The 15,227-nt window shown below is 29.7% G+C and carries 15 protein-coding genes and 2 pseudogenes; 6 read left to right on the forward strand and 11 right to left on the reverse strand.

The annotated features are described in order from the left end of the window. Positions 1-29 precede the first annotated feature (29 nt). A complete protein-coding gene (locus tag ACMFBB_RS08485; RefSeq protein WP_435263977.1) occupies positions 30-764 on the reverse strand; it encodes an SH3 domain-containing protein in 735 nt (244 codons plus the stop codon). Positions 765-825: 61 nt separating this feature from the next. Continuing rightward, positions 826-2,106, reverse strand: a complete 1,281-nt coding sequence (locus ACMFBB_RS08490; protein ID WP_435263978.1) for a DUF2851 family protein — start codon at positions 2,104-2,106, stop codon at positions 826-828. A 258-nt stretch (positions 2,107-2,364) separates the two neighbouring features. On the opposite strand from ACMFBB_RS08490, the pseudogene ACMFBB_RS08495 reads away from it, so the two are divergent. From ACMFBB_RS08495 to ACMFBB_RS08505, 3 genes and pseudogenes are all read left to right on the forward strand, one after another. Beyond that, positions 2,365-2,995, forward strand: a pseudogene (locus ACMFBB_RS08495) (NAD(P)H-dependent oxidoreductase). A 73-nt stretch (positions 2,996-3,068) separates the two neighbouring features. After that, the gene (locus tag ACMFBB_RS08500; protein ID WP_435263979.1) at positions 3,069-4,511 is read left to right on the forward strand and encodes a sodium:solute symporter; all 1,443 of its coding nucleotides are present in this window, start codon (positions 3,069-3,071) and stop codon (positions 4,509-4,511) included. Next, positions 4,504-4,659 carry a hypothetical protein gene (locus tag ACMFBB_RS08505; RefSeq protein ID WP_435263980.1) on the forward strand — a complete coding sequence of 52 codons (156 nt, stop codon included), beginning with the start codon at positions 4,504-4,506 and terminating at the stop codon, positions 4,657-4,659. Before ACMFBB_RS08500 ends, ACMFBB_RS08505 begins: the two co-directional genes overlap by 8 nt. A 20-nt stretch (positions 4,660-4,679) precedes the next feature. Here ACMFBB_RS08505 and ACMFBB_RS08510 read toward each other — a convergent pair whose 3' ends face one another. Further along, positions 4,680-5,312, reverse strand: a complete 633-nt coding sequence (locus tag ACMFBB_RS08510; RefSeq protein WP_435263981.1) for a hypothetical protein — start codon at positions 5,310-5,312, stop codon at positions 4,680-4,682. 440 nt (positions 5,313-5,752) lie between these two features. On the opposite strand from ACMFBB_RS08510, the gene ACMFBB_RS08515 reads away from it, so the two are divergent. The 3 genes from ACMFBB_RS08515 (at position 5,753) to ACMFBB_RS08525 (ending at position 8,712) form a co-directional block, all read left to right on the forward strand. Further along, positions 5,753-6,757, forward strand: a complete 1,005-nt coding sequence (locus tag ACMFBB_RS08515; protein WP_435263982.1) for a hypothetical protein — start codon at positions 5,753-5,755, stop codon at positions 6,755-6,757. A 104-nt stretch (positions 6,758-6,861) separates the two neighbouring features. Then, a complete protein-coding gene (locus ACMFBB_RS08520; RefSeq protein ID WP_435263983.1) occupies positions 6,862-8,199 on the forward strand; it encodes a hypothetical protein in 1,338 nt (445 codons plus the stop codon). Between the two features lie 78 nt (positions 8,200-8,277). Next, positions 8,278-8,712, forward strand: coding sequence for a hypothetical protein (locus ACMFBB_RS08525; RefSeq protein WP_435263984.1), 435 nt, complete (start codon positions 8,278-8,280; stop codon positions 8,710-8,712). Positions 8,713-8,740: 28 nt separating this feature from the next. Here ACMFBB_RS08525 and ACMFBB_RS08530 read toward each other — a convergent pair whose 3' ends face one another. The 8 genes and pseudogenes from ACMFBB_RS08530 to ACMFBB_RS08565 form a co-directional block, all read right to left on the reverse strand. After that, positions 8,741-8,998 carry a DUF6952 family protein gene (locus ACMFBB_RS08530; RefSeq protein ID WP_093869091.1) on the reverse strand — a complete coding sequence of 86 codons (258 nt, stop codon included), beginning with the start codon at positions 8,996-8,998 and terminating at the stop codon, positions 8,741-8,743. Between the two features lie 23 nt (positions 8,999-9,021). Next, a complete protein-coding gene (locus tag ACMFBB_RS08535; protein WP_435263985.1) occupies positions 9,022-9,330 on the reverse strand; it encodes a thioredoxin family protein in 309 nt (102 codons plus the stop codon). 121 nt (positions 9,331-9,451) lie between these two features. Then, positions 9,452-10,093 carry a peroxiredoxin gene (locus ACMFBB_RS08540; RefSeq protein WP_435263986.1) on the reverse strand — a complete coding sequence of 214 codons (642 nt, stop codon included), beginning with the start codon at positions 10,091-10,093 and terminating at the stop codon, positions 9,452-9,454. 144 nt (positions 10,094-10,237) lie between these two features. Continuing rightward, on the reverse strand, positions 10,238-11,401 hold the full coding sequence (locus tag ACMFBB_RS08545) for a sigma-54-dependent transcriptional regulator (RefSeq protein ID WP_435263987.1): 1,164 nt from the start codon (positions 11,399-11,401) through the stop codon (positions 10,238-10,240). A gap of 14 nt (positions 11,402-11,415) precedes the next feature. Next, positions 11,416-12,009, reverse strand: coding sequence for a hypothetical protein (locus ACMFBB_RS08550; protein WP_435263988.1), 594 nt, complete (start codon positions 12,007-12,009; stop codon positions 11,416-11,418). Positions 12,010-12,015: 6 nt separating this feature from the next. Beyond that, the gene (locus ACMFBB_RS08555; RefSeq protein WP_435263989.1) at positions 12,016-12,840 is read right to left on the reverse strand and encodes a mechanosensitive ion channel family protein; all 825 of its coding nucleotides are present in this window, start codon (positions 12,838-12,840) and stop codon (positions 12,016-12,018) included. Between the two features lie 91 nt (positions 12,841-12,931). Continuing rightward, a complete protein-coding gene (locus tag ACMFBB_RS08560) occupies positions 12,932-14,257 on the reverse strand; it encodes an ABC transporter permease (RefSeq protein WP_435263990.1) in 1,326 nt (441 codons plus the stop codon). Between the two features lie 4 nt (positions 14,258-14,261). Next, positions 14,262-15,192, reverse strand: a pseudogene (locus tag ACMFBB_RS08565) (ABC transporter ATP-binding protein). Positions 15,193-15,227 lie beyond the last annotated feature (35 nt).

A 15,227-nucleotide genomic window follows, 5' to 3' on the forward strand; every position in this document is an offset into this window, starting at 1 on the left:
CTTTTTTGGTTATTCGAAGAACCTAAATTTTATTTAGCTTCTTCTACCTTAACATCATTTACATCGATTGCAACATTTTTTGCTTTATAATCTTCTATTTTGCTTTTCAAAACATTAATGAATTTCGAAGAAGATAAATCTTGATTATTAATAACTTCTTCTAAGGCTTTAATTCTTTCAGTCATTGTCGATTTAGACATTGCCGATCTGGCAAATTTTGCAGTAGCTATATCAATTTCATCATTTGATATATTAGATGATTTAATCCACCCCTCTTCAATATATTCTCCTTCAGTTCTGCGACCTTTAACTTTCATCCAATCTCCTTTATTCTCTGTTACAGCAATAATATCCATTACACTGTATTTTTTATCAGTTTTAGTTAGTAAATCTGGTCTTTTGTACACACTCGCTTCTTCCAACATTGCTCCAACGGTACCATTAACAGCTAAAAATGTAGCTCTAGTCCACCCTTCTTTACCATCAGTTAACTTTACCTTGTAGTATACCTTTTTACTTGCAGCATCTGTAGTTTCTTCTTCTGTAAACATCACTTTTTCTCCTAAACTCATAGAAGTTATCCATTTTCCCTTTGCTGAAGGAGTTTCTCTTATAGACAACTTATCAAGCAGACAAATAGCCGTAACAGTTTTATCTTCAACTTCTTTAGTTGTGTCTTTTGTTGCTTTTTCCGACTTATCGCCTCCTTTACAACTCATAAATAAAATAGACAGTGAAACAATTGTAATAAATAGTTTTTTCATTTTTAGTAAATTTTATTGCAAATATATGAGTTTTATAAAAAGAACGAATTAAATGATTTTATTATATCTCATTACTTCTTAACAAATGATTTCCTATAGCACACTTCAGACAACGATTTTTTTTGCAATAATTATTTTTAAGCTCCAACAACGATTGCGTATCAAAGGCATTTTCAGAAGTTATTTTGAGTTCTGTAAACTTACTAATAATACTATTTTTCTCAGGTTTCAATTGTTTTATTAAATTTAAAAAATCATCTTCATTAACTTCTCCTCTACTCTTAGAAAAAACAAATTTCAAAGGAATCACTGTATTTATTACTAATAAATCGATAAATGACTTTGTTAACCTTTTAGATGTTTCTTTACTGGTTGATTCAAAAGTGTAATGCTTCTTCCAAAAGTTATTGATTTCAACTGAAAACAAATCATAAAAATCATTTAATCCTTTACAATTCATCAATTTAGAAAATAAGTTTTGATGGGTATGTATTAGTGCTATTAACTGAGCAAACCGAATCGTAGGAAAGTTATTAGGTCTCATTCTAAAAAACTGAAATTGATTTTTATTTAAGGATCTTAATTTGTATTTGTGTTTCAAATACTCGTATTCATTTTTCAACCCTAAAAAGTATTTATTTTGAATATCTTCCTCCAAGAAACCAGCTTGTCCAAATAATAATGAGGTTAAAATATATTCATCAAAACATGTTTTTCTCAATATTGAATAATCAAATGATTTTGATAGCTCAAAAAAAGCTTCTCCATTAACTTTTAATCCAAAATTTTTAGCAAGTAATTTAAACAATACAGCTTCGTAATCATTATTAGATTCTTTTAACAGCTGATTTATCAAAATTGATTTTGTTTCTAGTCTTTCAAGGTACAATCTTTCCATCCAGTTTTTAAGTAAAAAACGATCTATAGTAGCTATTTCCTTTTCACAAGCTATCCATTTCAACTTTTTTGATATTAATTTGAAATAATTATCACATAACCCCTTATCAACATAATTACATAACTCTAAAGTTGGTAAAGACTGATTATTTTTCATAAAAATCTCAGAATCATGTTCCCAAACGACATGTAATATTACTGCATCGTAATTTTCATCTGACTCATGATGATGTAAATACCAATCAGACGATTTTACATGTATTTCTACATTACCAACCCAAGTTTGAGCATTTATTTGAAGTTGAGCATTTAAAAAATCAGGGCCTGAATTTGTATTTAAACAGCCCACTTTTATAACACTTAAAGACTCGTTATTCGTAGTGGTTAATTTTAGGGTATTAAATAACATGTGTAGCCACACATAGTGCAAAAAATCTTCTTTCATAAAACAATTAATTAGCAATTTAATTTGTTTAAAGGTATAAAAAATTTAAACACCTATTTTTTTCTCAACCTCAACCCTATAAAAAACAACAAGTTAAAAATAAAAAAGGTCACAGATAACTTAAAAAAACTCATTATACAAAGAAATGTACCCCCCTTTATAATAAAGATTAAAACAATGGCTTTATAAAATTAAACAATCGTTTTTGTATTATAATTCTTATTTCTATAGTAATTTTGTAACATAAAAAGATAAAAAATGAATAGTATAGAAAATTTACAATGGCGTTATGCTGTTAAGAAATTTGACGAAAATAAGTCTCTTTCTGATTCTCAAATAAATACATTAAAAGAGGCTTTTAACTTAACCGCTACCTCATATGGTTTACAGCCTATTAAATTAGTGGTCGTTAAAAATAAAGATATTCAACAACAATTAGTTCAACATTCTTGGAATCAACCTCAAGTAGCACAAGCATCTCATGTACTGATTATTTGTATTTTCAAAAGAATACACTGTAAAAGAAATTGATGATTATTTTTCTTTAGTCAAGAACATTAGAAATACTCCTGATGAAATTTTAAGTCCTTTTAAAGAAATGCTTACGAATTCAATAGCTTCAAAAACTCAAGAAGAATTAAACATTTGGAATAAAAATCAAGCATATATTGCATTAGGTAATTTAATGACCGTAGCTGCCAATGAAAGAATAGATAGCTGTCCTATGGAAGGATTCATTCCTGAAAAATATGATGAGATTTTAAAATTAGACACGTATGGATTAACATCTGTCTTAGTTTTACCTGTTGGCTTCAGAGCTGAGGATGATTATATGAAAGACTTAAAAAAAGTTCGAAGAAAAACAGAAGACATGGTTATTGAATTATAATATAATTCACCTATTATGAACTACGAATACTAAAAACAAAATTTAGTACATTCGTAGTTCGTAATTTAAACATATGCAACCTTTTCACATTTTATTACTTATCCTCGCATACTTTGGTGTTTTAATTTTCATCTCTTACATCACAAGTAAATCAGCAAACAATACTACTTTTTTTAAAGCAAATAACTCTTCTCCTTGGTATTTAGTGGCTTTTGGTATGATTGGAGCTTCACTTTCTGGAGTTACATTTATTTCAGTTCCAGGTTGGATTGAAGGGCAACAAATGAGTTATATGCAAATGGTACTAGGTTACGTTGTTGGATACGCAGTTATCGGTTTAGTTTTGCTTCCTTTGTATTATCGTTTAAATCTAACTTCAATTTACACCTATTTAGAAGATAGATTTGGTCGTTACTCCTACAAAACTGGAGCTTCGTTTTTCTTAATTTCTAGAACCGTAGGTGCTGCTTTTCGTTTATTTTTAGTAGCTAATGTTTTACAGTTAATTTTATTTGACTCATACGGTATTCCTTTTTGGATAACCGTAACAATTACAATTTTACTTATTTGGTTATATACTTTCAAGGGTGGAATAAAAACAATTGTATGGACAGATACTTTACAAACATTATTTATGTTAATTGCTGTAGGGGTATGTATTGTAATGATTAAAGATGAAATGCAAATAGATAATTTATTTTCTTATATAGCTGATAATAAACTCTCCAAAACTTTTTTTTTCGAAGATATAAAAGCTGGAAATTATTTTTGGAAGCGTTTTTTTGCTGGAGCCTTTATTGCTATTGTAATGACTGGCTTAGATCAAGATATGATGCAAAAAAACTTAACCTGCAGAAATTTGAAAGATGCCAAAAAAAATATGTTTTGGTTTACGATTGTTTTAGTAATTGTTAACTTTTTCTTTTTAGCTTTAGGAGTATTATTAACTGATTATGCTACAGCTAATGAAATAAATGCCCATAAAGACCAGCTATTTCCTACGATTGCAATGAGTGGTAAATTAGGTTTAGCAACTTCATTATTCTTTTTATTAGGATTAATAGCTGCTGCATATTCTAGTGCTGATAGTGCCTTAACCTCATTAACTACCTCTTTTAGTATTGACATTTTAGAAATTGACAAGAAAGAAAACGAGGAAGAAAAAGAAAAAACTCGAAAAAAAATCCATGTGTTATTTTCTGTAATACTAATTGTTACTATTCTATTTTTTAAATACGTTATTGCCGATGATAGTGTAATTTCTAATATATTTAAAGCCGCAGGTTATACATACGGACCACTACTTGGATTATATGCTTTTGGGTTATTTACTAAATTTAACGTGAAAGATAAACTGGTTCCTGTAATTTGTATTATTTCTCCTTTTTTAGCATTTGAAACAAATTATCTAACCAATTTTTTATGGGGATTTGATTTTGAGTTTTTTATTCTAATCTTGAATGGACTACTTACTTTTCTCGGTTTACTAGCTATTAAAACATCAAAAAATGGCTAAAAAAGGAAAAGCTAAAAACACTGTCAACAAAGCGAAACATACTCGTTTAATGAAACAAAAGGAAAATAAAATTCGTTTAGAAAAACAGCGTACTAAAGAACGTTTAAAATCTATCATCAAGAAAGTAAACGAACAAAAAGAAACATAAAACGCGTAACAAGGAGTTTACTATTTAACTACAAAAACAACATTTATTAACGAATTTAAATCGGAGGGTTGTCCTATTATATTACCAGTAAGAACACCTGCATCAGTAATTGACAAGCCACTAAAAACTGCTGGATCAGCATAAGTAACATAGTAATATAAATCTCCCGCAGCATACGTAGGTATTGCATTTGGAGCAGAAGTACTTTTTGCTGTAGGTGTTGCAAATTGAAGAGTATATTGTGTGTATAAATTAACTGTAAAGGTTGGGTTAGCCGTTGAAATGGCAATCGAAGGCGGGTAAAATACTCGAGCTGCTTTTGATGTTATTGGAGCAATCGCTTGCACCACCTCTTCAACAGTACTTTCATTACCTGCTCCTGGCTCTCCAGACACATTATTTACATCCACAGGTGTTACAATATTAACTTGAGAAGCATTTTGGCTATCCGTTTGCTTTTTCCATCCTGTACTTGTAAACCTATAAACCTCTTGATCAGTAGTATTAAATAACAAAGAGCCAATATTAACTCCAGTAATTGAAACCATTTCTGCATTGGTTACTGTTGGAAGTCCTATCAAGGAATTAGCATCAATTTGCCCAAAAATTGAAGAGGAAACAAAAATGAAAAAAAATAATATTTTTATTTTCATACAATAAATTTTTAATTTTTATGAAGATACAACTCTAAAAAAATAGTCTGACCATAAAAATACAGTTAATTTTTAGTATCTAAAAAAAATGATAGTATATTTATGGTAAAATTCGATAGTTAAGCTCTTTTTAATGAAAAAAAAGTTATTATATCTATTTATATCTTTTACTATAGCCTCCTTTTCTCAAACACGAACCTGGAGGTGTAGGTGCTAGAAATGGCTCATCTTCTCTTATAGTATGGTTAAGAGCAAATGATTTAAATGCTGATGGAAATATTAACAATAACCCTACTAATGGTGCCTTAATTTCAACTTGGGCTGACTTTAGTGGAAACTCTAATAACTTTACCCAATCTGGAACAAACAGACCCACATACAATACAACAGGTATCTTTAATACTGCCAGATTTGACGCCGCTTCAGGAGCTGCAAAGTTTATGAACGGATCTATTTCTGGAATTTATGCAAATGCGAGTACATTTTTTGTAACAAATCCTGTTAACAGTGGTAATTCTAACTCACTTTTTGACCATTCTTCTGCCTCTTTAAGAGTTGAACAATGGCAAAACACTAACAGAGTGGGATTAACAAGATATGGTATCGCTGATTATTCAACTGGTATCGCATCACCTTTTGGCATAAATTCTATAATTTCATATCATAAATCATCTGGGTCATCATTAGTAGAGGTAAGAGTAAATGGTACGAATCAAAACCTAAATATAGGCTCTACAACTGCTGGTATTCCTTTAGATAGAATCGGTAGAAACTCTAACGGTGCTGATGAAGCTAGTGGAGATTTTTTTGAAATAATATTTTATAATAGTAATCTAAATACTGCACAAAAGATTATTGTCGATAATTATTTGAGTGCAAAATTTGGAAGCATCCCAATTATTAATGATGTATATAATGAAGATAATATAGCTGCTGGAAATTATGACCATGACGTAGCAGGTATAGGACGAGTTAATGCAAGTAACTTACACGATGACTCTCAAGGTACTGGAATAGTTAGAGTTTTAAATCCTTCAAACCTTAATAACAATGAATTTTTTATGTGGGGTCATGATAACAATACTTTTCAAATGAGTACTGGATTAAATGCTCCTGAAATTATTAAAAGTAGATTGAACAGAATATGGAGGGTAAGTGAAGTAAATACTTCTGGAACACCTGTTGATGTTGGTGCTATTGATATTAGATTTGATTTAACGGGCATTTCTGGTGTTAATACAACTAATTTAAGACTACTTATTGACACTGATAATGATGGTTTATTTAATGACGAAACTCCTATTTTAGGGGCAACTAATTTAGGCAGTAATGTTTTTAGTTTTACTTCTGTAAACTCACTTGCAAACAACAATCGTTTTACTATTGGAATTGCAGTAACAACAGTAATTACGAACAGAAAAATAACTTATAGAGTAAATAACTAAATATTCAGTAAAACTCTATGATGTTAAATTGATAGAATAAAGCAAAAATTAAGTACTAAAACATAGTATCTTTATTCATAACTTAAATATTGAATTTATTTAGCATGAGCTTTCAATCAAAATTATTTGTTTTAATAAGTCTTTTATTTTCTTCTTTATTACTTTCTCAAACAGGACCAGGAGGAGTTGGTGTAACTGACGGTAGTTCGAATTTAGTATTATGGCTTGACGCAAATAATGTTAATGTAGCTAATGGAACACTAACAAATAATTGGCCTGATAATTCAGGGTATGGGCATAATTTTACGAATGGTAATGGGGCTGTTTTTGCTACAAACTCAGTAAATAGTTACCCTTCCTTTAGTTTTAACGATACAAGCAACTATTTTCAACATCCATTCCAAAACAGACTTACACCTAATTCTTTTACTATTTTCTCAGCTTCTAGAGTTGCTAGTTCTGGATCCTATAAAGCTGTATTGTCAAACAGAGATGACCCTCCAGGGGCAGCCACAAGAGGTTTTATTCTATATTCACGTCCAGGTTCAAATAATTGGTCATTTTGGACTGGTAGAGATGCTGGTTCGTGGCAAACAGTAGAAGGAAACATTAATACAACCGGAAATTGGTCTTCGCAAATGTTGAGATATAATGGCACTACCAGGGAAAAGAACCTTTCCATTAACAATAATACGTTTTCTACTGCTACTCATACAATGACATCGAATACTACAAGACCATTTAGGATTGGTGCTGGTAGAAATGAATCAAACACTCCTAACTACTACTTTAATGGTAATATTTCAGAGATTATCATGTTTGATAATTTAATTAATGAAGCACAAATAATAATTGTTCAAAATTATTTAGCAGCAAAATATAACTATTCATTATCCTTAGCTGATGTATACAATGAAGACGCTCCAGGAGCTGGAAATTATGACCATGATGTTGCGGGAATAGGAAGAGTGAATTCAACTAATTTACATAATGATTCTCAAGGTACTGGAATAGTTAGAGTTTTAAATCCTTCAAATCTTAATAATAATGAATTTTTTATGTGGGGACATGATAACAATACTTTTCAAATGAGTAGTGGATTAAATGCTCCTGAAATTATTAAAAGTAGATTAAACAGAACATGGAGGGTAAGCGAAGCGAACACTTCTGGAACTCCTGTTGATGTTGGCACTATTGATATGAGATTTGATCTAACAGGAATCACTGGTGTAAATACAGCTAATTTAAGACTACTTATTGATACTGACAACGATGGTTTATTTAATGATGAGTTACCTATTTCTGGGGCAACTGACTTAGGAAGTAATATTTATAGTTTTACCAACATAAACACAATTCAAAATAACTACCGTTTTACCCTAGGAGTTGCAATAACATCAGTTATCACAAACAAAAAAATAACTTACAGAGTAAATAATTAATTACAAGATTTTTTTAGTTACTTAAGTCATTATTATTTTAAAAAGTAATAAATTTGCTTAATTAACTAAAAAAAGCATATGAAAAAAAAATTGGTAGCATCAATTGCAGTTGCCCTATTGTTTACTTCTTTTGGATACTCACAAAAAGTAAGATTCAAAAAAGGGAAAGTGATTGTCGACAAAAAAGAAATCTTAAGCTATGAAAAAAATGGCTTTTTAGGCTCAGAAATAACACTTTATTCTCTTGATGGAGAAAATGAAATCGCAGAAATGTTCCACGAAAGAAATGGAACCAATAGTTATCAAGAGGATGATTATAAAAAGTTATTCTTTACTAATGAAGAAATAAAAATTGAGTCAGGAAGAATTAAATTTAGAGGATGGAAATACGTCATTAAACTTTTAATAAGAAATAAAGTTTTAGGAATGGACGGTAAAATAAATTTAGCTAAACTCAAAAAATTTGCTAAAAAATATGATGAGAACATAACAAACAGAACAGTTCGTTATTAAATAAAAAACCGAGTATTTAACTCGGTTTTTATTTATCAATAGATCCTAAAACACGTTTCATAAAAGTATTTAGCGCTTCTTTTTTAGGTGCTCCTTCTTTTATCATTTTGTGTACCTCAACAGCTCCATACATGTTGGAAATCAGCTCTCCAATAACATCTAACTCTTCATCTTTTAATGATGAAACTTCTGTTAAAGCCTCCAATGTTTCAATAGTTTCTATCACAAAATCTTCATCATTTTCTTCTATAAAAGAAGTTAAATGTTTTATTACAGGTAATTTCATGCTTTTCTTTTTTGATAGGTTATTTACACAACTTCGTTAACCAACTCTTTTAATACATCAAACTTATTAGTTTGGGTTTGATTTACAAATTTACCATCAACAAACGTAGCAAATGTTGGCAAATTATCAACTTTAGCTAACTTTCTACTCTCAGGAAATTTTTCAGCATCAGTAATAACGAATACCACATCTTCATTTTCAGAAGCTAACTTTTTAAATTTAGGCTTCATAATTCTACAGTTACCACACCAAGTAGCAGCATATTGAACAACAACAGTTTTATTATCTGAAACAATTTGTTCTAAATTATCTTGATTTAATTCTTGTACCATGATTTTATTTTTTAATTATTAAGAAAGAACTCTTAAAAAGACACACTCTTACCAATATAGTGTTGAGAAGAAAAATTCGTGCTACTCATTTAATTATTTTCACACGAACTTTTAATTTATTCTAGTGAGAAGCTAAATACTCAGCAGTTCCTTTTGCGTTAGGCTGCATTGCATCTTTACCTTCTTCCCAGTTTGCAGGACATACTTCACCTTTTTCTTGTACGTGAGTGTAAGCGTCAACTAAACGTAAAAACTCACCTACATTACGACCAACAGGCATATGGTTAATTCCTTCATGGAAAACAGTTCCTTCTTCGTCAATTAAATAAGTAGCTCTGTAAGTTACATTATCTCCTTCCACCTGAACAGTACCTGTAGCCTCATCATAAGTTTCATTTGAAATATCTAAAATACCTAAGATAGATGATAAGTTACGGTTGCTATCAGCTAATAATGGATATGTTACACCTTCAATTCCTCCATTATCTTTAGATTGGTTTAACCATGCAAAGTGTACTTCAGGTGTATCACATGAAGCTCCAATTACAACAGTGTTTCTTTTTTCAAATTCTCCTAAGGCCTCTTGAAAAGCGTGTAACTCAGTAGGACAAACAAAAGTAAAATCTTTAGGGTACCAAAATAACAATACTTTTTTCTTGTTATTCACTGCCTCTTCTAAAACATTTACTTTAAATGTATCTCCCATTTCGTTCATTGCATCAACGTTTAAATCTGGGAATTTCTTACCAACTAATGTAGCCATTTTTATAATTTTAATGATTAATATTTATATTTTACAAGTACAAATATACCACCGAAAAAAAGTTTGCAATAAAAAAGTTGATGCTAATTTTTTATTTTATCATCAACTTTATTTATAGTTAAATGTTACCGTAATAATTTTTAATTATTTACTAGCGAACATATTTACATCTTTTCCTGAAACTTCTTTTTCACCAAGTATAATTAAACGTTCAACCACATTTCTTAATTCACGTATATTTCCTGTCCAATCATATTCTTGCAATAACTTTATTGCGTCCTCTGAAAATTCTTTTTTTGGAGTACCTTGTTCTTTTGAAATTTTATCAGTGAAGAAATTAACCAACAAAGGAATATCTTCTCTCCTATCGTTCAAAGCAGGCACCTTAATTAAAATAACTGCTAAACGATGGTATAAATCTTCTCTAAAACGTCCTTCTGCAATTTCTTTCTTTAAATCTTTGTTTGTAGCAGCAACAACACGAACATTTACTTTTATATCCTTATCTGATCCTACTCGTTGAATGCGGTTTTCTTGTAAAGCTCTTAATACCTTTGCTTGTGCCGACAAACTCATATCTCCAATTTCATCTAAGAAAATAGTACCTCCATTTGCAGCTTCAAATTTACCTGCCCTATCTTTATTAGCTCCTGTAAAACTCCCTTTAACATGTCCAAATAATTCACTTTCTATCAATTCAGAGGGTATTGCGGCACAGTTAACCTCAATCATAGGAGCCTTTGAACGATCTGACTTCTCATGTAACCAGTGAGCCACTAATTCTTTTCCTGTACCATTTGGTCCAGTAATTAAAACACGAGCATCGGTAGCAGCAACTTTTTCTATAATATTTTTTATATGGGTAATAGCATCACTTTCACCTACCATTTCGTAAGTTTTACTAACTTTCTTTTTTAGCCGTTTGTTTTCTACTACCAGCTCTTTCTTATCAAGCGCATTACGAACGGTATTTAGCAATCGGTTTAAATCTGGCGGTTTTGAAATATAATCAAAAGCACCTAAACGCATTGTATTTACCGCAGTATCTAAATCTCCATGACCAGAAATCATAACCATTGGTATTTCTGGTTTTATTTTTTTAGCTTTCTCTAACACCTCAACACCATCCATCTTAGGCATTTTAATATCACATAATACTAAATCATAATCTTTATCTTTAATCATTTCTATTCCAGCCAATCCATCTTCAGCTTCTTCAACTTTATACGCATCATTTTCTTCAGAAATAATTTTTTTTAATACTCTACGAATTGCTGCTTCGTCTTCTATTATTAATATTTTTGACATCTTCAGTTAGATTTTTATTTCAACTTACTTATTATTAGACCTTCTCTATTTTTAAATGTATCTTCTTCGTACTTTATAAAAATAAATTTATCATTTTTCTTTTTAAAACGAATCAAAGACTGTTCCTTTATTATTTCGAAACTTAAAAAATCTTCCCAAAGATAATCTTCAAAATAACTTCTTCCCTTTACAATTCCTTTATCCGTTAAATAAACCTCATAATTAACTTTAAATAGACCTCTTATTACCAAAGACATAAATAATCCATAAAAAAAACCTGAATTTCCACTTTCACCTAGAAAAAAGTAAGCGAATTCTGTATTTAAATCAAAGTTAAATCTTGAAACATATACAATATAAACGATAAAGCTTATAAAAACTAAAAAAGAAGCAATGTATTGATTTAAAAAGAATTCTCTCTCCCCTAATTTAATCAACCTTCTTTTATATTTATAAAACTTTATTACTTCAAATACTTTCAAAACTACCTGAAACACTAACAAAGGAATAAAGAAAATTATAGCATTCTCTATTTCCCAAATACAAAATATGATGAATAGAGCTGAGGTTATATAGAATAAAAACCTTGATACATTTCTTTTTTTCATTAAATCCTATTCTTTAATAATATGTACATCTCTTTGCGGAAATGGTATAGAAATATTATGTTCTCTAAATAATTTATCAATTTTAAAACGAACATCACTTTGTGGAATAGAAGCCATAAAACTATCATTTAATGTAAATACTAACTTAAAATCTAAAGAATTATCTCCAAAATCAGTAAACAAAACTAAAGGTTCAGGGTTAGCTAATATATTTGGGTGTTCATTTGCAGCTTGTAATAAAAGTTTTTTAACCAATTCTAAATCACTTCCATATGCAACTCCTACCTTGACACTTTCCCTTGTGGTTGTTCCGTTTTGTGTCCAGTTATACAAACTACTCGTTAAATACTTATGATTTGGTATAATCAACACTTTATTGTCAATAGTTACTGCTCTTGTTGTACGTAGTTTTATTTCTTCAATCCTTCCTATCTTATTATCTAATTCAATAATATCACCTACATGTACACTTTGGTCTACAATTATAAAAATACCAGAAATTATATCTTGAAAAAAAGTTTGCAAAGCCAAACCTACACCAATTAACAAGGCTGCAGAAGCTGCAAAAATTGCGGTTACATTTACACCAGATGCACTAAGAGTTGTAAGAAAAATAGTACTATATAGTAACCAACTAACAAAAGAAAAAACAGTATCAAATTTATTTTTATCTTCTTGTCGAAGTCTTTTTACTACTAACTTTTTAAAAAGCTTTAAAAGTATAGAGGCGATTACTAATACAAGTATTAGTACTAAAATAGCTTTTACACTTATGCTTATTTCATCATTAAACTTAAACGAATAGTTGAGTATATTATTTAGTTCTTTCACACGAATAAAATTATGGTAAATATTTTATTTTACACAAAAAAAGCAGTTATCTTTAACAATAACTACTTTTATTTTTAGCTTTTAGAATATATTACCCGTTATAACGAATCCATTTCCATAAATCTTTATAACTAGGTTTTTTTCCATACATTAAAATACCTACTCTATAAATTTTTGCTGCTAACCACACCATTATCATAAACGTACCTACTAGTAACATCATAGAGATTATAATTTCCCACCAAGCTACACCAAACGGTATACGCATTAACATTACTATGGGAGAGGTAAAAGGTATATGTGAAAACACTACCGAAATTGGTCCATGAGGATCATTAATAACAGTAAAAAATCCAACATACACTCCTAACATTAAAGGTAACATAATAGGCATCATAAATTGTTGCGTATCTGTTTCATTATCAACTGCTGCACCAACTGCTGCAAAAAGAGAGCTATACAATACATAACCTCCTAAAAAATAGAAAATAAATATTACAAAAATTTTAAACAAAGGAAGACTTAAAATTTCTATAATAATTTGCTCAAACTTATTTACAGAAACAGTTTGTTTTACAGCTTCCATTTGATCTGCAGGAATTCGTGATGTTTGCATCTCTACCATATCTATGCCTAATAAAGAAGAGGCAACAATAGTTATAATAAACAACAAAACTCCCCAAATAAAGAATTGCAACAAGCCTGCTGAAGCATTTCCAATAATTTTACCTAACATTAATTGAAACGGTTTAACAGAAGAAACTATTACTTCAATAATTCTACTTGTTTTTTCTTCTATTACACTTCGCATAACCGAAGTACCATAAATCATCACAAACATAAATAACATATAACCAGCAAGTCCCCCAGCAATTATACTAGCAACATTCTTTGCTTTCGAAGATTCTTCTCCTGAAAAATTAAACATCTTAATATCTGATTGAATCTTAGATGCTTTAATTTGAGCTAAATCAATTCCAAACTTTGTTAGTTTTTCATTCCTTAACTTTTTTTCAATCTTATTCTCTAAACTTCCCATTATTGACATACTCGGTGAATCTTTTGAGAAAAATTCAATTGAATTTGCCAACACTTCTAAACTATCTATTTTAGGTATATGAAGAGCTCCGTAGTAATCTCCTTGCTCTACTTTCTTTTTAGAATCATCGATTCCTAACTTTGTAAAATCTTCATACTTTACAGTTTTTGAATCTTTAAAAATTTCTTTAGAAAACAATCCTGATTCATCAACATATACTATTTTCTTTACCTTTTCATCATTCTTTTTCATTAAAAAAAACACCAATGCTCCCATACCAATCATTAATAAAGGACTTAAAAAAGTCATTACAATGAATGATTTATTTTTAACTTTAGCTATAAACTCTCGTTCTATAATTAATCGTAACTTTTTCATTATACTAACTGTTTTTATTTATTGCTTCAATGAAAATATCATTGGCACTTGGAATTAATTCTACAAAATGTTGTACTTCTCCTTGAGTTGTTAAAAATGATAGTAAATCATTCGCTGAATTACCTTCAGTTAATTTTACATTTAACTTTAATCCATCATTTAACAATCTAAAATCAGCTGGTAAAACTTTAAAATTCTCTTTTAATTTGCTTTCTACTTCTTTAACGTTGGTTGTATTTAAGCCTATCTGAAAAGTATTTGTTCTAAATTCACGTTTAATATCATCTAATTTTCCGTCTAAAATTTTATTAGATTTATTTATTAAAGCAATATAATCACACATTTCTTCTACACTCTCCATTCTATGAGTTGAAAAAATAATAGTTGCGCCTTCATCACGTAGTTGTAATATTTCTTTAGCTATTAACTGAGCATTTATAGGATCAAACCCTGAAAAAGGCTCATCAAATATCAATAATTTGGGCTGATGCAATACCGTTACAATAAACTGTACTTTTTGAGCCATTCCTTTTGACAACTCTTCAATTTTTTTTCCCCACCAAGCTCCAATATCAAATTTATCAAACCAATATTTAAGACGTTTTTTAGCTTCTGTTTTAGACAATCCTTTTAATTGAGCCAAATATAATGCCTGCTCTCCTACCTTCATACTTTTATACAATCCTCTTTCCTCTGGTAAGTAACCAATATACTCAACATGATGAGGGGCCAAAGCCTCACCGTCTAAAAGTATTTTACCACTATCTGGCATTGTTATTTGATTAACAATTCTAATTAATGAAGTTTTCCCTGCTCCATTACGGACCTAGTAACCCAAAAACACTTCCTTTTGGAATATGCATGGATACATCATTTAATGCAGTGTAATCCCCATAGCGTTTTACCACATTATTAATTTCTAATAAATTATTCATTGATTTTTTGGTTAATTAATAGCTGTTTTAATAGT

The sequence above is a fragment of the Tenacibaculum sp. nBUS_03 genome (assembly GCF_051201695.1).
Classification (GTDB): Bacteria; Bacteroidota; Bacteroidia; order Flavobacteriales; family Flavobacteriaceae; genus Polaribacter.